Source organism: Paenibacillus tengchongensis, from assembly GCF_008973665.1.
Classification (GTDB): domain Bacteria; phylum Bacillota; class Bacilli; order Paenibacillales; family Paenibacillaceae; genus Paenibacillus_AQ; species Paenibacillus_AQ tengchongensis.
The window spans coordinates 228,518-246,711 of the sequence record NZ_WACP01000001.1 but is presented as its reverse complement, the minus strand read 5'-3'; the positions used below and the strand labels follow the sequence as shown (position 1 = coordinate 246,711).

General features: G+C 55.9%; 19 protein-coding genes. 14 read left to right on the top strand and 5 right to left on the bottom strand.

The genetic code is table 11. The annotated features are described in order from the left end of the window. Positions 1-14: 14 nt before the first annotated feature. Positions 15-734 carry a queuosine precursor transporter gene (locus F1381_RS00855; protein WP_151732940.1) on the top strand — a complete coding sequence of 240 codons (720 nt, stop codon included), beginning with the start codon at positions 15-17 and terminating at the stop codon, positions 732-734. Between the two features lie 70 nt (positions 735-804). Here the strand turns inward: F1381_RS00855 and F1381_RS00850 are convergent, their stop codons facing one another. Beyond that, entirely contained in the window at positions 805-1,899 is a 1,095-nt protein-coding gene (locus F1381_RS00850) for a M24 family metallopeptidase (protein WP_151732939.1), read from the bottom strand. A 176-nt stretch (positions 1,900-2,075) separates the two neighbouring features. Between F1381_RS00850 and F1381_RS00845 the strand changes: the two genes are divergently transcribed. The 3 genes from F1381_RS00845 to F1381_RS00835 all read left to right on the top strand — a co-directional run bounded on the left by F1381_RS00845 (position 2,076) and on the right by F1381_RS00835 (position 4,932). After that, positions 2,076-3,326 (top strand): PQQ-dependent sugar dehydrogenase, encoded by a 1,251-nt coding sequence (locus tag F1381_RS00845; RefSeq protein ID WP_151732938.1) that lies wholly within the window; start codon positions 2,076-2,078, stop codon positions 3,324-3,326. Positions 3,327-3,503: 177 nt separating this feature from the next. After that, on the top strand, positions 3,504-4,382 hold the full coding sequence (locus tag F1381_RS00840; protein ID WP_151732937.1) for an SDR family oxidoreductase: 879 nt from the start codon (positions 3,504-3,506) through the stop codon (positions 4,380-4,382). Positions 4,383-4,428: 46 nt separating this feature from the next. After that, positions 4,429-4,932 (top strand): GNAT family N-acetyltransferase, encoded by a 504-nt coding sequence (locus F1381_RS00835; protein ID WP_151732936.1) that lies wholly within the window; start codon positions 4,429-4,431, stop codon positions 4,930-4,932. Positions 4,933-4,959: 27 nt separating this feature from the next. On the opposite strand, the gene F1381_RS00830 is transcribed toward F1381_RS00835, so the two are convergent. Further along, positions 4,960-5,313 carry a winged helix-turn-helix transcriptional regulator gene (locus F1381_RS00830; protein ID WP_151732935.1) on the bottom strand — a complete coding sequence of 118 codons (354 nt, stop codon included), beginning with the start codon at positions 5,311-5,313 and terminating at the stop codon, positions 4,960-4,962. An 89-nt stretch (positions 5,314-5,402) separates the two neighbouring features. Between F1381_RS00830 and F1381_RS00825 the strand changes: the two genes are divergently transcribed. From F1381_RS00825 to F1381_RS00795, 6 genes are all read left to right on the top strand, one after another. Then, positions 5,403-5,663 (top strand): YqkE family protein, encoded by a 261-nt coding sequence (locus tag F1381_RS00825; protein WP_151732934.1) that lies wholly within the window; start codon positions 5,403-5,405, stop codon positions 5,661-5,663. 521 nt (positions 5,664-6,184) lie between these two features. Further along, positions 6,185-6,688 carry a sigma-70 family RNA polymerase sigma factor gene (locus tag F1381_RS00815; RefSeq protein WP_151732932.1) on the top strand — a complete coding sequence of 168 codons (504 nt, stop codon included), beginning with the start codon at positions 6,185-6,187 and terminating at the stop codon, positions 6,686-6,688. Beyond that, positions 6,681-7,889, top strand: a complete 1,209-nt coding sequence (locus F1381_RS00810; RefSeq protein ID WP_151732931.1) for an anti-sigma factor — start codon at positions 6,681-6,683, stop codon at positions 7,887-7,889. The genes F1381_RS00815 and F1381_RS00810 overlap by 8 nt, the downstream gene beginning before the upstream one ends. 106 nt (positions 7,890-7,995) lie before the next feature. Next, positions 7,996-8,502 (top strand): metallophosphoesterase family protein, encoded by a 507-nt coding sequence (locus F1381_RS00805; protein ID WP_151732930.1) that lies wholly within the window; start codon positions 7,996-7,998, stop codon positions 8,500-8,502. A gap of 95 nt (positions 8,503-8,597) precedes the next feature. After that, a complete protein-coding gene (locus F1381_RS00800; RefSeq protein ID WP_246187857.1) occupies positions 8,598-9,074 on the top strand; it encodes a GNAT family N-acetyltransferase in 477 nt (158 codons plus the stop codon). Positions 9,075-9,108: 34 nt separating this feature from the next. Next, positions 9,109-9,909 (top strand): HAD family hydrolase, encoded by an 801-nt coding sequence (locus F1381_RS00795; RefSeq protein WP_246187856.1) that lies wholly within the window; start codon positions 9,109-9,111, stop codon positions 9,907-9,909. Positions 9,910-10,232: 323 nt separating this feature from the next. Here F1381_RS00795 and F1381_RS00790 read toward each other — a convergent pair whose 3' ends face one another. Continuing rightward, positions 10,233-11,369, bottom strand: coding sequence for an FAD:protein FMN transferase (locus F1381_RS00790; RefSeq protein WP_151732927.1), 1,137 nt, complete (start codon positions 11,367-11,369; stop codon positions 10,233-10,235). A gap of 252 nt (positions 11,370-11,621) precedes the next feature. On the opposite strand from F1381_RS00790, the gene F1381_RS00785 reads away from it, so the two are divergent. Continuing rightward, positions 11,622-12,194 carry a TetR/AcrR family transcriptional regulator gene (locus F1381_RS00785; protein ID WP_151732926.1) on the top strand — a complete coding sequence of 191 codons (573 nt, stop codon included), beginning with the start codon at positions 11,622-11,624 and terminating at the stop codon, positions 12,192-12,194. Positions 12,195-12,323: 129 nt separating this feature from the next. Here F1381_RS00785 and F1381_RS00780 read toward each other — a convergent pair whose 3' ends face one another. After that, positions 12,324-13,565 carry a multidrug effflux MFS transporter gene (locus F1381_RS00780; RefSeq protein WP_222850411.1) on the bottom strand — a complete coding sequence of 414 codons (1,242 nt, stop codon included), beginning with the start codon at positions 13,563-13,565 and terminating at the stop codon, positions 12,324-12,326. A gap of 125 nt (positions 13,566-13,690) precedes the next feature. Between F1381_RS00780 and F1381_RS00775 the strand changes: the two genes are divergently transcribed. Beyond that, a complete protein-coding gene (locus F1381_RS00775) occupies positions 13,691-14,134 on the top strand; it encodes a MarR family winged helix-turn-helix transcriptional regulator (protein ID WP_151732925.1) in 444 nt (147 codons plus the stop codon). Between the two features lie 142 nt (positions 14,135-14,276). On the opposite strand, the gene F1381_RS00770 is transcribed toward F1381_RS00775, so the two are convergent. Further along, the gene (locus tag F1381_RS00770) at positions 14,277-15,209 is read right to left on the bottom strand and encodes a glycosyltransferase family 2 protein (RefSeq protein ID WP_151732924.1); all 933 of its coding nucleotides are present in this window, start codon (positions 15,207-15,209) and stop codon (positions 14,277-14,279) included. 271 nt (positions 15,210-15,480) lie between these two features. Between F1381_RS00770 and F1381_RS00765 the strand changes: the two genes are divergently transcribed. Together F1381_RS00765 and F1381_RS00760 are read left to right on the top strand one after the other, a co-directional pair. Continuing rightward, on the top strand, positions 15,481-17,325 hold the full coding sequence (locus F1381_RS00765) for a hypothetical protein (protein WP_151732923.1): 1,845 nt from the start codon (positions 15,481-15,483) through the stop codon (positions 17,323-17,325). A 117-nt stretch (positions 17,326-17,442) separates the two neighbouring features. Beyond that, on the top strand, positions 17,443-18,165 hold the full coding sequence (locus F1381_RS00760; protein WP_151732922.1) for a DsbA family oxidoreductase: 723 nt from the start codon (positions 17,443-17,445) through the stop codon (positions 18,163-18,165). Positions 18,166-18,194 lie beyond the last annotated feature (29 nt).

Below are 18,194 nucleotides of genomic sequence, written 5' to 3'. Positions count from 1 at the left end.
GGAATACAGGTTTCATGTTTAATTTGCTGTGGGGAATTTTGTTTGTTGTCGTCAATTTTGCCTTTTTTCTGGTGTGCTATCGTTTGTTTGGCAAAAAAGGGCTTTACGCCTGGGTCGGTATTGCGACCGTAATCGCCAATATCCAGGTGGCCAAAACGATCGTCATGCCTTTTGATATTGTCATGACGCTGGGCAATACGATGTATGTCACCCTCTATATGACCAGTGATCTGCTGAACGAGAAATATGGGCGCGCCGAAGCGCGCAGAGCGGTGTGGTTCGGGTTCTTCACGCTGCTGATGACGACGGCGCTCATGCAGATGGTATTATTCTTTGAGCCTGCGTCCTCGGATTTCGCCCAGGAGCCGCTGGAAAAGATCTTCGGCCTGATGCCGCGCCTGGCGCTGGCCAGCCTGTCGGCTTACTTCGTCAGCCAACTGCTCGATGTGCGCCTGTACTCCTGGATCCGCGGCTATTACGGTACCCCGCGCCAGATGTGGATCCGTTCCAACGGCAGTACAATGGTCAGCTCGTTCGTTGACACGCTGATCTTCTGCACCATTGCTTTTGCCGGGATTTATGACTGGAAGGTCTGGACTGAGATTCTGCTGACCACCTATCTGATCAAATTCGTGCTGACCGGTGCCGGGACACCGATCCTGTACATCGCCCGCTCCTTCAGCTTTGCCGAGGACGGGAAGCAGACAGCCGGTAAAGCGTCTTCGCACCTATAAAAAAACGCACAGGTTCTGCCCCGCCGGGCTGTCACCTGTGCGTTTTTTTTTGATTTTCGGAACGCCGCTTTTACAAATGAAGCACAGTCAGTGCTTTCGGAAAGCTGGTTAGCGTCTGCGGTCCTTCGGGAGTGATAAACACATCGTCTTCGATGCGCACACCGCCGAGGCCCGGCACATAGATGCCCGGCTCTACGGTGAAGACGTTGCCGGCTTCGATGAAATCCCCGTTCAGTCCGTGCAGCGAAGGATACTCGTGGGTATCCATGCCGAGGCCGTGGCCGACGCGGTGCATGAAGTACTCCCCGTAGCCCGCCGCCTCGATCACCGCGCGCGCAGCCTTGTCCACCGAGCCGAAGGTGGCTCCGGCCCGGCTGGCTGCAAGGCCCGCCTCATTGGCCGCCAGCACCGTATTGTAGATTTCCTCAAGCTTGGCGTCCACATGCTCCACTGCGAAGGTACGCGTGATGTCAGAAGCGTACCCGCCTGCGTATACGCCCATATCGAACATCAGGAAGTCGCCCGGCTGGATGCGGCGGCTTCCCGGCACCCCGTGCGGCAGGGCGGTGTTGGGGCCGGAGAGCACCATCGTATCGAAGGAAGGCCCGGCGGCGCCTGCTTTCTTCATCAGGTATTCCAGCTCGGCGACCAGTTCGATTTCACTTACCCCTGCTTTGACATGGGCAAGGCCCTGGCGGAGCACTTCCTCCACCAGTTCGGCGGCATGCTTCATCCGGCGGACTTCCTCGGGGGTCTTCTTGGCACGCAAGGAACGCAGCCAAGGCCCGATGTCACTGAAGCTGCCTGCGGGTACAGACGCAGCGAGCTGTTCAAAGCGGCTTACCGAGAAGTGTTCCTTCTCGATGCCGAGCGCCTGCGGGCTTGTACCGCCAAACTGGGCCTTCAGCAACTCATAAGGGTTATCGGTATCGCTGTGGGTTACGATTCTCTTCACGGAAGAAGCGGCCTGGGCGGCTTCCGCATCCAGCGCCGGCACGATCAGGACAGGCTCCTCTCCCCGGATCAGCAGCAGCCCCAGAAACCGCTCATGCGGGTTGCTGGCAAACCCCGTCAAATAGTAGACATGCTTCGGATCGGTTACAAGCAGCGCATCCAGCTTACCGTCCGCCATGTTGCGTTCCAGAACGATCAATGCTTCATTCATTGTCCATAATCCCCTTTCATTACCACGGCAAAAACTGCAATGCTCTCATTATAGACCATTCCTCTGCGGGCTGCACGTAATGCATAAATATGTGAACCGGTTTGTTTGCCATAGAGGTTTAGCGAAACGGTAGTCCGGGTAAATAGGGGCAAAATAGCTGATGGGAGGTGGAAGCTATGAGCAGAACCGGCAAAGGTGCACGGCTTCATGTGCTGCGCGGCGCTTTGCTCCTGTTCTTGGGAGGGCTGACGGCTTGCTCGGCTTCACCGGATCAGGCAGGCGTAGAGGAACGCCTGGAGACAAACGGCCCGCGGCTGGAGGGACAGCCCGGCGCTGCTTCGCCTTCTGCGCTGCCTTCGGAAGCGGCGCAGACCGCCGCTCCGCAACCCCCGGCGGAAGTCTCCGGTTCATCGGAGCTCCCTTATACCGCCGAGGTGCTGGTTACGGGTCTGGATGTGCCCTGGGAGACGGCGGTTACGCCTGACGGGCGCATCCTGCTGACGGAACGCTCCGGCAGCCTGCGGGTCATTGAGAACGGCCGGTTGCGGCAGACTCCGCTGCTTACGCTGATGGAGCCGTTTGCAAGCGAAGGCGAAGGCGGACTGCTCGGGCTGGCGCTTGATCCTGATTTTGCGGACAACAAATATGCCTATGTGTATCATTCCTACCGCAGCGAAGGGGAAGCCGTGCAGAACCGGGTGCTGCGGCTGAAGATCGGCAGCAGTCAGGCCGAGATTGATAAGGTGCTGCTGGACGGCATCCCCGGCGACCGTAACCACAACGGCGGACGGATCCGATTCGGTCCCGACGGATACTTATATATCACTACCGGAGAGCGTTACGAGCCGGAGCTGGCCCAGCAGCAGGATAGCCTGGGCGGCAAAATACTGCGTATCACCAGAGACGGCTCTATTCCGCAGGATAATCCGTTGCCGGGATCGCCGGTATACAGCTGGGGCCACCGCAATCCGCAGGGTCTGGCCTGGCAGCCCGGAACGGGCGTGCTCTTCAGCTCGGAGCATGGCCAATCCGCCCATGACGAGATCAATATCATTGAACCGGGGGCCAATTACGGCTGGCCCTTGATCCAGGGCAGCGAGAGCGGTGACGGGATGCAGCCGCCTCTGCTGCACAGCGGGGAGGACACATGGGCGCCTTCGGGCATGGCCTTCATCACTCAGGGACCATGGGCAGGCGAACTGCTCGTGGCTAATCTGGCGGGAGAGCAGGTTCTGCGGATTTCGCCGGAGGAAGAGGGCGCAGAGCCTGAGGTGCAGGAGCTGTTCCGCGGCGAATGGGGCCGGATCCGGAATGTGGCCGAAGGCCCGGACGGCACGCTCTATCTCCTTACGAACAACGGTGATGGCCGGGGTGAGGCCGGGCCGGAGGACGACCGGCTCATTGCGCTGAAGCCGGACTGGGAATAATCGGGATTAGAAACAGCGGCGGCTGCATAGGCGAATTACTGCCTGCAGCCGCCGCTGCGTGTATATCAGAGCTTTCTAGCGGGCCGCAAATGATGTAACATAAGCTTAAAACATCTGCCCGGAAGTGGCTGCAGCTTGTCTGGCGGCTGGAGTGCGCGGGTGCTGGGAGGACTGCCCATGAGAGGAAAGACTGTGCTGGTCACCGGGGGGAATTCCGGGATGGGGCTGGCAACGACGATTGAAATGGCCCGCAGGGGAGCAAATGTAATCATGGCCTGCCGCAGCCGGGAACGCGGTGAAGCTGCGCTGGCCGAAGCGCGGCAGCGCAGCGGCTCGGACCGCATTGCGCTGATGCAGCTTGACCTTGCTTCGTTCGCCAGCATCCGCACATTTGCTGAGAAGTTTGGCGCCGCTTATCCTGTGCTGGATGTGCTGGTCAATAACGCCGGCGTAGTTACACTCAAGCGGGAGCTGACCCGGGACGGCTATGAGCTCGATCTCGGAGTCAATCATCTGGGGCATTTTTTGCTGACTCATCTGCTGCTTGAGCGGCTGGAGGCGGCGGAGCAGGGAAGAATTGTCGTGGTGGCCTCGGGGGCCTACAAGATCGGTAAGCTGCATCTGGATGACCATACGCTGGCCCGCGGATTCAATCCGGCTAAGGCGTATGCCAGATCCAAGCTGGCCAATATCCTGTTCACCCGGGAGCTGGCCTCCCGCCTGCGCGGCACGCCGGTCACCGTTAATTGCCTGCATCCCGGTGCGGTAGGCACCAGCATCGGCGTCAATCGCGAGACCGGCTTTGGGCGGTCGCTGCTGAAGCTGCTGTCGTATGTCTTTCTTACGCCGGAGCAAGGGGCGGATACCGCTATCTATCTGGCTACCGCGCCTGAATTACGGCAAGTGACGGGGGAGTATTTCTACCGCCGCCAAGTGAAGGAGCTGACACCCCGGGCAAAGGACAGGAATGCGGCTAACCAGCTCTGGTCGTGGAGCCTGGAACAGACCGGACTGCCGGAACACCGGCTTACGGAAGAAGGTCATGCAGGCGTATAATAATAAAGCACAGCATGAGATGTATATGTACTAGGGGGAACAATAAATGGCTTGGGAAGATTACCGTATTGAAGATGCAACGCTTGCTGATTTGCCGGCTATTGTGGCGATTTACAATTCGACGGTGGCCGGAAGAATGGTTACGGCAGATTTGGAACCGGTGACGGTGGAGGAACGGCTGGCGTGGTTTCATGAGCATAACAGCCATCACCGGCCGCTGTGGGTGCTGAGACAGGACGGAGAAATCGCGGCCTGGTTCAGCTTTCAGTCCTTTTACGGAAGGCCGGCGTACAATGCGACCGCCGAGATCAGTATCTATGTGGGTGAGGCGTACCGCGGCACCGGCGCCGGAAGAATATTGATGACCCGGGCGCTGGAGGAAGCACCGCGCCTGGGCCTGGAGAATCTCGTCGGCTTTGTCTTCGGCCATAACGAGCCGAGCCTCGGCCTGCTGCGGAAATACGGATTCACGCAGTGGGGGCTGCTGCCCGGCGTCGCCGAACTGGACGGCGTGAAGCGCGATCTGATCATTATCGGCCGCAAGCTGTAGCTGCCGGACACTGCCGTTGCCGGGCTGTCATTCCGGTGGTCTCTGGCTGCCCGCCTCCGGCTGGCACTCGCCCGGTTTGATCCACTCATCGGACCATGCCTGCAGGTCACGGATGACCGTTTCCAGCGCGCGGCCCTTATCCGTCAAGGAATATTGGATTCTTACAGGGGTTTCGGGAAATACTTCGCGCAGAACAATCCCCTCCTGCTCCAGCTCCTTAAGACGCTCGGACAGGAGCCTGCCGCTGATGGGGAGGGCGGCCTCAATCTCGCTGAAACGCTGCGGTCCTTGAAGCAGCTGATAGATGATTAAGCCCGTCCAACGTCTGCCGATGATATCCATGCTTTTTTGTAACCTTGGACACAAATCTATTGATTTCATCAGGCTCACCTCTTATTGTACATTATAAACGAAATGACCTGCCCCTAAAACAGCCTGCGCTGAGCCGGGGGCCCGAAAGGAAGATCGACATGGCCAAGAAAAAGAAGACCGCAAGCGCTCCGCGCCCGGCGGCTGCGGATGCTCCGGCCACGCTTAAGGACATGCTGAGCAGCGATGTGCTAAGCAAGCTGAAAGCGCAGGCGGATGCGCTCAAAGCAGAGGAGAACGCCAAGAAGGAGGCTGCGCGGCAAGCCGCCGAAGAGCAGCGCAAAGCGGAGCAGAAGCGGCTGGACAATGATTTTGCCCATCTGCTGGCGAACAGCGACCCGAATTGGCATAAATTCAAATAACGGAAGCATGGAAGAAAAAGGGTTGCCAAAATTGGAACCCCCCCGTTTATGATGAGTTCTAGAAAAGATGAAGGGAGGCTGGAAGGTCATGACTGAACGTAAACAGCTTACAACCGCATACGGAACATCTGATCCTGCCGGCCCCGTCCGGGAGACATGATGCCACCGGCTATACCGTGAGCGTATATTTGAATGCACCTGCGGTATAGGTGCGCAGCATGTATTTTATCTTGGCCGTGAGGCCGGCTATCAGGGAACTCTTAAGGGAGCCGTGGATCAGAGGATGATCCGCGGCTCTTTTTGGCGTACCCGGAATTTAACATTCGAAAGGAAATGAATTACCCATATGAATAATCTGCAGCGCTTGCAGCCATCAAAGGGACCAAATAGGGCGATGGCGAGTGTGCAGGAAGTTCCGCTCTTTCTAACCGAATATAGGGCAAATGCATTGGGCTCCAAAAGATTTGAGATGGCTGTAACTTTTGAGCGGCTGAAACGTGGTTTGGGTGAGGGGGGAGGGCATGAATTCGGAATCGCTGGATGTTTACTACCAGAGCTATGTCAACGACATTTACCGTTATTTGTACGCCCTCTGCCGCCAGTACCACCTTGCCGAGGATTTGACACAGGAGACCTTTTACCGCGCCTACTTATATCTGGAGGATTGCCGGGAGGATAAAATTAAACCTTGGCTGTTCCGGGTAGCCTACAACGCATTTATTGATTACATGCGCAAAGCGCGCCGAAGTATTCCGGCAGAAGCCGGTTACTTCAACGCCCTCCCCCATCCTGAGACAACGGAGGAGGTATTTATGAGACGGAGCAGGATGGAGGAGCTGGCTGCCGCTGTCGGTGGTCTTCCGGAAGCCCAGCGTCACGCATTGCTGTTGCATGATTTTCACGGGATAGCGTATAAAGATGCTGCTGCCATTATGGAGGTAAGCCTGCCGCAATATAAAATACTGATCTTCCGGGCAAGGCAGCAGCTGAGGGAAGGAGAACGGAGGAGTAGCGGACATGAGTGATGCATTCAAGGAAAAGCTTCGCAAATACAGTGAGGGCAGCCTGCCGGAGGAAGAACGGGCTGAAGTGGAGCAGGAGCTGGAGAAGCTGGAGGTTTATCAAGGTTATCTGGATGAGCTGATGGAGCAGGAGGATGAGCAATCTGCACGTAAGGCGGAATGGAATCGGGGCCAAGTGGCACCCCAAGGCGGCGATTATACTTTGACAAAGAAGAAAAGCCATTCCAGGGAAAAGCGGATTGTCCGCCGGGGGAAGTGGAAGGCGCGTTTTTCAAATACGATGACTGTGCTATCCGTCTTTCTGGCTTTTACAGTTCTAAGCTCGATCATAACAGCCGTTTACTATAGTACGGGAGAACGGATGGCGCAGTACCGGGATGTATTGTCTTCGGCGATAGCTGTCTCTCACCCGAATACAACAGTGCATTTAAATGCAAATTCCAAGGTTTATTTCCGAATGGAATACTCAGGGAGACTGCTGAAGCAGGTCGGGAGTGATCAGGTAGATGCAGGCAGCTATTCCACCCGGCTTCTGTTTGGGCTTGGAGGTGTGGGCACTTATAACTGGACGGATGAACAAACCTCACAGAACCATATGTTTATCTTTCCTCAGAACAATCAGTCACAGGGTATGGAAGACAGCGGGGAGTGGGAGCGGCTGGAGAAGCTTCCGGAAGGTACAGTAGCAGAAGCCTATCTGTCCTTTGACCAGTTATACGGCACGGATGAGCTGCTGAAAAAGCTGGAGCCGCTGAATGTGCTGCCCGTATGGTTTGCCGCGGATGATGGTACCAGCGCTCAAAATGGTGTAGTAACCACTCCACTGGGGTTTCCTTACCATCCGATCTGGCACGCTGATGATATGACGGTCCAGGCGAGAACGACCGAAAAAAGCGGCTGGTTCACCAGAGTAACCTCAAGTTCTTCCACATCCCCCTCCGTTGAGGCATACGGCAGTGGTGAACTTCGTGAGGAGAATTTTCTCAAGACGCTGCGGCTGCTGCAAGAATATAAAACCCTTTCCCGGAATGCTGCGCCTTTCCTGAAGGTAGACGAATCGTTAAGCTACCTGGAGAAGCACGGGGTTCATTTGTACGGCGCAGTCATTACGGGCCCGGTCAAGGAGCTGCTGAAGCTGCAGGCAAGTCCCTGGGTGAAGAATATCCGGATCGGTGAGGTACGGCTGTGGAACTGGCGGGACTAAGCCGGTCTACAACATGGAGGGACAGCGCATTTACTTGCTTCGGCCTGCTGCCAATCGTACAATAATCTGATAATACGCATGTGCGCAGAACAGGAGCTGAAGCAGAATGAAAATAGGAGTAGTCTCAGATACGCATATGTCAAGCGCCGCCAGAGGATTGCCACAGGTGCTGCTTGACGAATTCAGCGGTGTGGACCTGATTCTCCACCTGGGAGACTGGGTATCGCTGGAGGTGTACGACCTGCTGGCACAGCTGGCACCGGTTGAAGGGATTGCCGGCAATAACGACGGGGCGGAGATCATCCGCAGGTTCGGTGAGCGCAAGCTGCTGACGCTGGAGGGTGCCCGCATCGGAATGATTCACGGCCATGCGCCGTATTCGCGCAAAGGTACGGACGGCAATGCGCTGCTGGCTTTTGAGGGGGAAGCGGTGGACTGCATTCTGTTCGGCCATTCGCACCAGCCGCTGATGCGCAAGGAGAACGGCATCCTGCTGTTTAACCCGGGCTCGGCCACAGACAAGCGCCGCGAGAAACGCTACTCCATCGGGCTGCTGGACATTGAGGACGGCAAGATCAGCGCCCGCCATGTCTTCTATGACTCCAGGGAGTAGATTCAAGCATATAGGTGTAAAAGAAACGGCATATTCTCCATGTCCCTGAACCGGATACGCCGCTAGAATAGGGGTAAAAAGGCGGTTGCCGGAAAGTGTGGGAAAGAGTTATGCAGACCTATCGGGTAGAAGAAATAAGCACGGAGGCGGTGGAGCTGGCTGCTCCGTTATTTGATGCTTACCGCAGGTATTATCAACAGGAAGCGGATTTGCAGGGTGCAGAGCGGTTTCTAAGGCAGCGGCTGGAAGCGGAGGAATCGGTCCTGTTCGCGGCCGTCACCGGTGAAGGGCCGGACAAGCGTGCGGTGGGGCTCGCCCACTTGTATCCTTCATTCTCCTCTGTAACCCTGCAGAAGCTGTGGATTCTCAATGACCTGTTCGTGGCAGCGGAGCTGCGCGGTCAGGGAATCGGCTCGCTGCTGCTGCGGCGGGTGGAGGAATTCGCCAGAGAGACAGGCTCGAAGGGACTCACCTTGACGACGATGACGGACAATCACAGTGCCCAGCGGCTCTACGAAGCGCACGGATATATCCGCGACGAGGAGTTTTGGACGTACAACCGGTTTTATTGATTCGGTTAGAAAAGAACAAGTAAGGAGCATGGCTGTGACGGGTAGCGATAAGAGCAATATCGGCAACATCGGTGACATAGGCAATATCAGCAACATCGGTAACAAGGACGGCAAGCTGGCGGTGTTTTTTGATTTGGATGATACGCTCTACGACCATCTGGTACCGTTCCGGGAGGCGGTATCCGAGGTGCTTGGCGGGAGGGCCGGGCATCTGGATGACGCGGAGCTGTTCTACCGGGTAAGACATCACAGCGATGTGCTCTGGCCGAAATATCTAAGCGGGGAGTTGGAGCTGGAGGAGACGCGGGTGCGGCGGCTGGAGCTGGCTTTTGCCGAATTCGGCATCGGGCTTACCCGCAGCGAGGCCGAGCGTATTCAGGCTGCGTACATCGGCCGGCAATATGACATCAGGTTTATCGACGGGGTGGAAGAACTGATTAGGGATCTGATCTCCCGTGGGCATAAGGTCGGCATCATTACGAACGGCCCCAAGGATCACCAGATGAACAAGCTGCGCGGGCTGGGCGTCGACAAGCTGATTCCGCCGGAGCTGATCTTTATCTCCGATGCCGTCGGACTGGCAAAGCCGGACCCGGCGATCTTCGCCCATGTCAACCGGGAGACGGACACGCTGCCGGAGCATTCGCTTTACGTGGGCGATACCTGGGCCAATGATGTCGTCGGTGCGCTTTCAGCCGGCTGGCGGGTATGCTGGTATAATCCGCGCGGCCGCAAGCCGGGGAACACGGGCCATACGCCAAGCCATGTGTTCGGGAATTACCGCGAGTTCAGCGGGCTGTTTCATCGGTTGCAATTCTTTGACCAAGCATACTAATAGATGTAATTTGTACAACTAAATCGCACGTATTTGCAGCAAACTCATCATAAGTGTATTTTGTGCAGTTATTTTTTCGGTTCTGAGCAAATAGAGCGGATATCCGTAGTTTTAGTTGTATGAAATACAGTTAAAGCTCAAGGTGGAAGCGATACGGTGGATTTAGTTGTACAAAATACAATGAAGCTCCATAGGCGGCGATTCAGCACATCGCAGTAAAGTTTTTGCCAGGGCCAGGCGCCAGGGCAAGCCCACTTCAACATAAAAAGACCTTACCTCCACATGCCGTGGAAGTAAGGTCTTTTTGGAATCGGCCGGGCGCCTTAAGGCAGCTCGGCAAAGCTGTACGTCGGATCGGTCAGCACCAGGCGGTCCTTGATGCCCGAGGTGGCGTAAATCTTGTTGTCGCCGGTGATAAAGAAGGCGTCGACCTTCTCCGGCAGAGACTCCAGGTATTTGATGCCGTCCTCCAGGCCCATCAGGAACACGCCGGTGGAGAGGGCATCCGCGTCCGTAGCGTTCGGGCTCATGATGGTGATGCTCTTCAGGCCGTTCTGGGCCGGGAAGCCTGTGCGCGGGTCCAGGATGTGATGATAGCGCACGCCATCCTGAATGAAGTAGCGCTCGTATACGCCGGAAGCGTCGATGACTTCATCGGCGATTTTGATCGTGCCCATCTGGGTGCCGCGGCTCTTGTCGGGGTCCTGCAGGCCGATGTTCCATGGCACCTCGCCCGGCTTGGTGCCCAGCGCAATGATGCTGCTGCCGCCAAGGTTGATCATGGCGCTGTTCAGACCTTCTTCCTTCAGATAATCGGCGATCCGGTCGGCGGCGTAGCCTTTGCCGATCCCGCCGAGGTCCATGACCATGCCTTCCTTGGCCAGCTTTACGGTCTTCGCGGCTTCATCGATGATAATATCCTTGTAGTTGGTCAAGCTTACAGCTTGATCGATGTCCGCCTGGGCGGGAACACTTGCCCCGTCGCTGCCGATATTCCACAGATCGACCAGCGGTCCGATCGTCACATCGAACAGCCCGTCCATCTCTTCGCCGTATTTGATCGATTGCTTGATCAGATCCAGCGTCTCGTCCGAGACGGCTACGGCCTCTTTGCCTGCAGCCTGGTTGACGGCATAGACTTCGCCGTCTTGCTTCGTACGGCTGAACTCGGTGTCCATCCGCTCCAGCATGGCTGCGATATCGTCCATATTCCGCTGCTCGGCGCTGTCGCCGATGATCTTGATGTTAACGACGGTATCATAAATATAGAAGGTCTGCGTCAGGGTCTTGACGCCGCTTTCTTCGCCAACTTCAGCGCCGCCGGCGGTCTCCTCCGTTGGTGCGGTGCCGCTGCCGCTGCTGTCGTCATTGCCGGTAAGCTGCCAAATAACAATGACGGCAGCCACAACGATAACAACCGCTGCCGTCAGGATGAGCGCCATTTTTTTGTTTTTAAACATGTTCCACCATCCATAAAGTAGTTTCGTGATCACATCTTTACTATAATACCCCAGATGAAGCTGCGGTGGATACCGGTTTGGTGACTTTTTCCCGAGAAGCGCATCTGACGGCGCTTTTTAGCGACAGGCTCCTTCCATTGTGCAAAGTTGTCTTTCCTATGCGGACATGATAAATTGGGGAAGACCCGGCTGACCGGACTAAGAAATCAGTCAATTCATCCTTAAACGTCAGCCAGGAAAGGAGAATCGTCAATGTCTATCGACCGCAGGTCGCTAATTTTACAGGCGGCTACACAGTCTTTTGTCCAGTTTGGCTACAAGGCGACAACGATGGATCAGGTGTCCAAGATCGCCAATGTGGGCAAAGGGACGATTTATACGTTTTTCAAAACCAAAGAAGAGCTCTTCGCCGAGATTCTCGACCAGGCTTCACGGGAGCAGTTCGCCATTATGAACCGGGTGGGGCAGGAGGAGCATACCTTCACCGAGAAGCTGCTGAATCTGCTGGATTCCATTCTCGATTTCCGCTCCGACCACGAGCTGTTCGTCAAGCTGGCGCAGGAGGTCCGGGATATCGGAACCGCCCAAGCGCTGGAAGGGGTGAAGCGGATTGAAAGCTATGCCCTCGATTATCTGCAGCAGCAGATCGACCGGGCCATTGCCGGAGGGGAAGTCAAGCCTTGCGATTCCAGCGTGGCGGCGTTTATGATGCTGCGGATGTATCTGGCGCTCACTACGGAATGGAACCGGACTCATGAGCCGCTGGACAAAGCGGTGATTAAGGAGCATATGGTGCTGTTCATTTCCGGAGGACTGCTGAAGTAACAATGCGGTGAAGACAGCAGCAAAAAACCTGTTTAGCATCATCCCGTCTCGGGAGGCTGGATGATCCCCCAAAGCAACAGGATGGGTAAACAGGTTTCTGTGCATGCTCTAACAACGACGAATAGAAGGTTATGCCGCGTCCTTGACGCCTTCGCATGGAATGCGCGACCGGAGGAATGCCAGCCAGCCGATTACCGAGATCAGCCCCATGGCAACGATCAGGATGCCCAGTCCGGTAACAATATTTCCCCAGGCTACCGAAGCCACCGCCATCCCGACGCTGCCGAGAACCGTGGTCATCGTATTGATGATCGAAGAGACCGAACCGGTGTCGCCTTTTTGCTGGCGGAACAGGAGGCTCATGCTGAACGGGCGTGTCGCGGTGAAGGCCAGGGACATCCAGACGAACGACAGCAGGAAGAGCGCCGGCGAGTGCGTGCCGATCGTCATTACCATTAGGCCGCTGATCGCGGCTACGGCGAAGCAGGCGGTGGCCAGAATCTTCTTGTTCATCTTACTGAAGAAGCGGACATACAGGAACGGACCCAGAATGGAGACCAGGGCGTTGGCGGCGAAGAAATAGCTGTACACCTGCTCACTGAGGCCGAAATAATCTACATAAATGTACGAAGAGACTGCGATGTAGCCCATGAACGGCAGGGCCAGCAGGGAAAAAATAATTGCCGGATACATGAAGCTGCGGTTGCGGGCTACCACGAGCAGCCGGCCCATAGAGCCGAGCAGCGTTCCCTTGTAACGCTCATTCTCCGTAAGTGATTCCTGGTAAAAGAGCGTCAATACCAGATTAATAACGCCGATCGCCGCCAGCGTCCAGAACGAGCCTCTCCAGGAGGAGAAGGACAGGATGAATGCGCCGATAATCGGAGCGATCATCGGGGCGATGCCGGAAATGGACTGGATGACGGCCAGGATGCTCTCGCGCTTTTTCCCTGTAAAACAGTCCTTAACCATGGCTACCGATACCGTTGTAACCGCGCCTGCCCCGATTCCCTGAACCGCCCGCGTAATGATCAGCATATATACGTTGCCGGACAGTGCGCAAGCGATGGTGCTGAGAATATAAATTACATTTCCCGCCATCAGGATGGGCTTACGGCCGTACTTGTCGCTGAGCGGACCCCACAGCAGGATCCCGGCCGCGTAGAAGATAAAGAATACGCTAAGCGTAAGATTCGTAACCGCCGGGTTGCTCTGGAAATACTGGCTCATCTTCGGCAGTGCCGGCAGGTATAAGTCTGTCGAGAGCGGGATGAACATGTTCATCAGCGCGATAAAGGCGATAGTTCCTGTCGAGCCGAGATATTTCTGCCTGGATGCCGGCTGTGTTTCAACTGCTACCTGTTCTTTCAAAGCTTTCGTGCCTCCAACCTTTTTGTTTAATTATTTAATAGTTCACTTTTATTAACTATAATAGCATAATGAACAGGTAGCAGATTGTCAACGATCTTATTTTAAGGAAAAAAGGTGGGGGAGCAATGGGCGATCAGGAAATAAACGAGGCGGCAAAAGGGCTGTCTACCCTGCTGACGGTTATGGACCGCAAGCTGATCCGGCCGCATGAGCAGAAGACCAGGCATATTGTAAGTCCGCTGGTCATCCACGTGCTGACCCTATTGAAGGAACAAGGCTCTGCGACGATGACTGAGCTGGCGCGGGAGATTCAAATTGCCAAACCGCAGCTGACGCCGATTATCGATAAACTGTGTAACGCCGGTGATGTAGAGCGGGAAGTTGATGCCGGGGACCGCAGAATCATCCATATCCGGATTACAGAGACTGGCGTGTCGAGGCTTCAGGAGCTGCAGGGGACGCTGTTTGAGTCGATGAAATCCAAATTGGCGGGACTGGACAGGGAAGAGGTTGCAAATCTGCAGCGTGCGCTGGATGATTTGTTCCGGATCATCCATAAAATGTCCTGAATATGAATGGGTGGGCATACAGGATTTTAAATAAATGAAGACGGCCGCAGGCAGCGGACGTCTTTATTTGATTTGCGGGGAAAGAGACAGTTTTCGGGGAAGTGGCTGGAAAGTGTTCAATGTAGTCGCAGGCAGGCGGAGGTTAATCCAGCATGTATTCCCGGTATTTGTTTTTGCGGGGATTGAGCACGAACGCGATGCCGCCGACATAGCCGCTGACAGCGTTGAAGTTGCGCTTCAGTGTTGACTTGACGGTCAGATAGCTGAGCGTCCACAGCAGCGCGGCATAGTTCTTCAGGGAAGCCTTGCGCAGATTCAGCAGGTAGTAGTGGTTGACCGCCGTCGCCCGGGCGACCCGGCCGGCCTTGTCGCGCGAGCTCGGCGATTCGTGATGGGTGATCTTCATCCCGGGGTTGATTACCAGCTTGCCGTACCTGCCGGCCAGATGGCACATATAAATGTCGTCGGCCACCGCGTAGCTGGTCATCCACGGATAAGGCTTCATATCCCGCAGCGCCGCAGCGCGGAACGACATGTTGCAGCCGTGGAAGAAATCCGTCTCGAACGGTTCCTCCGTCTCGCCCCACAGCAGCAGCGATCCGGCCAGCGTGCTGGCCGACAGCCGTCCGGGAGAGGCTGACATCTGGCAGGTCAGCCGTCCGAGCAGCTTGCCGGAGCTGCTGCTGGAGAGCCCCTTGGCGATGCCGCCTACGCCGACGATCTGCGGATCGGAGGCATACGTGTCCAGCATCCGCCGGATATAGAGCGGGTCGTCCAGCTCGGCGTCGTCGTCGAAGCTGAGCAGAATTTCGCCGTCGATTAGCCCCAGCGCCTCATAGCGCGACAGCCAGACGCCCGGTCTTGTTTTGCGGTAATACTTCAGCTCGGCATCGGGCATCTCTCCCAGCACCTTACGGAAATAGTCCAGTGTACTTGCTTCAATGTCGCCGTCATCCACAATGAGCAGCTCGATGGAGACATCCTCCAGCTCGGTCTGGCGGGCGATGGATTCAATGCACAGGGTGAGGTCTTGTACACGGTTGCGGGTGGGGATCACAATCGACACATCATGCATGCCATTTCGGCTCCTTTCTAAAACGCGGCGCGAGAGGCCGCATGTTCCTGATGATTCCGGAGTTCCTTCATTATTCTAAGTGTACCTGCTACCGGCTTGAAGCGTATATACCACTTTGGTTTACTTTTTTCACAACCTAAAGACTGAATAGTTTGGTTGGATATGGTAAGGTGGAGGAAAGGGGGCGTAAGATTGAACACCGTTAAACTTTCTATTAAGGTAGACCAATATAAGCCTTTTATGAGATGGATATAAGGGCCAGGAGGTACAAATGGGTTATAGCCGGATAATCGTTCTGTTATTGGTGTTTGAAGTGTTGATTACCGTAATCCTCGGACTGGGGGGTTATTACGGCTTCTCCATCTACCCGTATTCCCAGGCAGTGGCAGGAGCGGGGGAGGAGCAAATCTTCTTTAATCTCACCGTTCCGCTGTATATGCCTTCACTGGCCGATTTGAAAATTCCCTATACCTATCTCCAGCCCGGCGAAGAGTCTATGCTTGTAACCCTTGCAGTTTCCATTGCGGTTGCCGTGCTGCAAAGCTTTGTGCGGGGGATGTATCTCGGCGGCCTGAAAGAATGGGTTCTGAACCGTAGGGCTGTTCCGCTGATCGCTTGCGGCAGGAAGTATTTCGCCGATATGATCGCCTGGACGTTCCTGCTGAACGTATTCGGCCTAATCATTGTACTCCTGTCGTCCTTTTTCTTTCCGCTGGGTCTTCTTCTGGTTATTGTCCTTATGTTCTATTCACTGGCCCCTTATCTTGTTGTTCTGCAAAATATTTCGCTAAACGAGGCGTTCGCCAAAGCCTCCCGCCTGCTCAGACGCTACTTCAACGCTATTCTGCCGCTGACCATTCTGGCGCTGCTCTGTACGCTGCTGGCCAGTTCCCTGCTCTCCCTGCCGGCGCCGTGGGGCTATGCAGTGCCGCTGCTGGTTTACTCCTGCTCCGGGACCTGGCTGATCGGTGAGCTGCTGAAGCAGCTGGCGCACAAGCTGCGGCAGGACGGCGAAAAGGTGCCGAAGCTGCCGGTTGCCGAATTCCGTCCCCGCAAAATAGAGCATGCGATAATATTGCTGCTGGTGCCGGTGCTCATTGCGGCGGGGATTATGGGAGCTACCGGCAGGCATTTAAGCATATTTACATCCGGAGAGATGGAGCCGCTTCCCGGCATCTCCTACCATGCGGATTTCTCGGATGTCTTCTATTCCTCGGATCAGAGGTATACCGCTTATGAGTGGAAGGATGAAGGGTACAGCATCGCCCTTTCGCTGCCGGATTTGAGCGGAGAGCGGAAGCCCCGTGAATTGCGGGGGGTCGCGGATATTACGTGGCAGTGGAAAGAGGATTACCGCGCTGAGGATCCAAACGCAGCCACAGCGCTGCATAAGAGCCGGGTCATGTACCGGCTGGTCCGGGAGACAGGTGCTGACGGCAGCTTCTATTATTCCAGCCTGGGCGGCTCTGTTTCGATCCTGCCGGGAAATGTGGAGCCGTACGAGCCGCTGTCCGCCGAGTTGACGGTCAGCGGCGACGGCAGCCAAATCTATGTGCTGCAATACCCTTCGCGCTTTGGAATGGCTCCGGTATTCCATGCTTCGGAGAATGGCGAGTATCTCATCCCGCAGACCAGCCAGGTAAATCCCGCTGATGTCCGGGCGTATTGGTTCACTGCAGAGCATACCAGGGAGAACATGTTCGGATTGCTTGCAGCTAAGAACAGGATTAACAGTATCGCCACGCTTAACCGGGCGTATGTGGCGCTTGCCTGTGCGCTGCAGGAAGGTGACGGGCGGATGGTGGCCCTGCTCTTGGAGAACATTAAGGGAGGCGGAGTAAAGGTGGCCGCACCCGGTTGGGATGCAGAGGCGTGGACGGAGAACCTGCAGCGCCGGTATGAAGGCGCAGACTTTGGAAGCTTCCTTGAGCTGCTGAGCAAGGCAGGCATTCAAGGGGCTTATCAACCGGAGGAAGTACCGGAACAGAGCGATGAGCACACCGGAGTTTACCGCATGGCGGTACCTTTCCCAAATGGCCCGCTGACGATGATAGTGAAAGAATCCAAGGCGGACGGCGCACTGTTGTCCATAGATTTACTGGACGCCGTCAGCTGATGTTTACGCTGAGACACAAGTTGCGGGGATAGTTGCTGCAGATCATTGTAATTTTCGGTATATAACTATATAATAGTAAGTGACTGAAATTCATTTACTATTGAGGAGGAACAATTCATGCGTATAGATGTATGGTCCGATTATGCCTGTCCGTTCTGTTATATCGGCAAAAGACGGCTGGAGCACGCGCTGAGCCAGTTTGCCGGACGGGAGCAGGTGGAGGTCGTATTCCGCAGCTTCCAGCTTGATCCGTCGGCGCGCACCGATGAGACGCGCGATATCCACGAAATGCTGGCCGGCAAATACGGAATGACCCGCGACAAAGCGAAGGCGATGAACGCCCAGCTTGCGGAGCAGGCCCAGAGCGTGGGGCTGGAATTTAACTTTGACCAGGTGGTGCCTACCAACACCTTCGATGCGCACCGGCTGAGCCACTATGCCAAGACAGTGGGCAAAGCGCCGGAAATTTCGGAACGGCTGCTGCGTGCCTATTTCACTGACGGTGTGAATATCGGAGACCGCGAAGTGCTTATCTCGCTGGCGGCAGAGGTTGGTCTGGACACGGCTGAAGCCAAGGCTGCGCTGGACAGCGGCGCGTATGCGGACGAAGTGAACGGCGATATCGCCGCTGCGCAGAGCCTGAATGTTACAGGTGTGCCGTTCTTCGTCTTCAACAACAAATATGCGATCTCCGGCGCCCAGCCCGGCCCGGTCTTCTCCGAGGTGCTGGATACCGTCTGGGCGGAGGAACAGAAGGCCCCGGCGCTGCAGGTCGTCGGCCAGCCGAAGGCCGGTGCCGATGCAGCCGAGGGCTGCGATGACGGATCTTGCAGCATCTGATGCAATAAGCAGTTATTATGCGCGCAGCG

What these genes read in the sequence shown, in the direction of transcription:
- F1381_RS00785 (WP_151732926.1), top strand. Translation starts at nt 11,622, where the DNA reads ATGTCTATCGACCGCAGGTCGCTAATTTTACAGGCGGCTACACAGTCT.
- F1381_RS00840 (WP_151732937.1), top strand. Translation starts at nt 3,504, where the DNA reads ATGAGAGGAAAGACTGTGCTGGTCACCGGGGGGAATTCCGGGATGGGG.
- F1381_RS00850 (WP_151732939.1), bottom strand. Translation starts at nt 1,899, where the DNA reads ATGAATGAAGCATTGATCGTTCTGGAACGCAACATGGCGGACGGTAAG.
- F1381_RS00855 (WP_151732940.1), top strand. Translation starts at nt 15, where the DNA reads ATGTTTAATTTGCTGTGGGGAATTTTGTTTGTTGTCGTCAATTTTGCC.
- F1381_RS00835 (WP_151732936.1), top strand. Translation starts at nt 4,429, where the DNA reads ATGGCTTGGGAAGATTACCGTATTGAAGATGCAACGCTTGCTGATTTG.
- F1381_RS00770 (WP_151732924.1), bottom strand. Translation starts at nt 15,209, where the DNA reads ATGCATGATGTGTCGATTGTGATCCCCACCCGCAACCGTGTACAAGAC.
- F1381_RS00760 (WP_151732922.1), top strand. Translation starts at nt 17,443, where the DNA reads ATGCGTATAGATGTATGGTCCGATTATGCCTGTCCGTTCTGTTATATC.
- F1381_RS00775 (WP_151732925.1), top strand. Translation starts at nt 13,691, where the DNA reads ATGGGCGATCAGGAAATAAACGAGGCGGCAAAAGGGCTGTCTACCCTG.
- F1381_RS00790 (WP_151732927.1), bottom strand. Translation starts at nt 11,369, where the DNA reads ATGTTTAAAAACAAAAAAATGGCGCTCATCCTGACGGCAGCGGTTGTT.
- F1381_RS00815 (WP_151732932.1), top strand. Translation starts at nt 6,185, where the DNA reads ATGAATTCGGAATCGCTGGATGTTTACTACCAGAGCTATGTCAACGAC.
- F1381_RS00825 (WP_151732934.1), top strand. Translation starts at nt 5,403, where the DNA reads ATGGCCAAGAAAAAGAAGACCGCAAGCGCTCCGCGCCCGGCGGCTGCG.
- F1381_RS00810 (WP_151732931.1), top strand. Translation starts at nt 6,681, where the DNA reads ATGAGTGATGCATTCAAGGAAAAGCTTCGCAAATACAGTGAGGGCAGC.
- F1381_RS00805 (WP_151732930.1), top strand. Translation starts at nt 7,996, where the DNA reads ATGAAAATAGGAGTAGTCTCAGATACGCATATGTCAAGCGCCGCCAGA.
- F1381_RS00830 (WP_151732935.1), bottom strand. Translation starts at nt 5,313, where the DNA reads ATGAAATCAATAGATTTGTGTCCAAGGTTACAAAAAAGCATGGATATC.
- F1381_RS00765 (WP_151732923.1), top strand. Translation starts at nt 15,481, where the DNA reads ATGGGTTATAGCCGGATAATCGTTCTGTTATTGGTGTTTGAAGTGTTG.
- F1381_RS00845 (WP_151732938.1), top strand. Translation starts at nt 2,076, where the DNA reads ATGAGCAGAACCGGCAAAGGTGCACGGCTTCATGTGCTGCGCGGCGCT.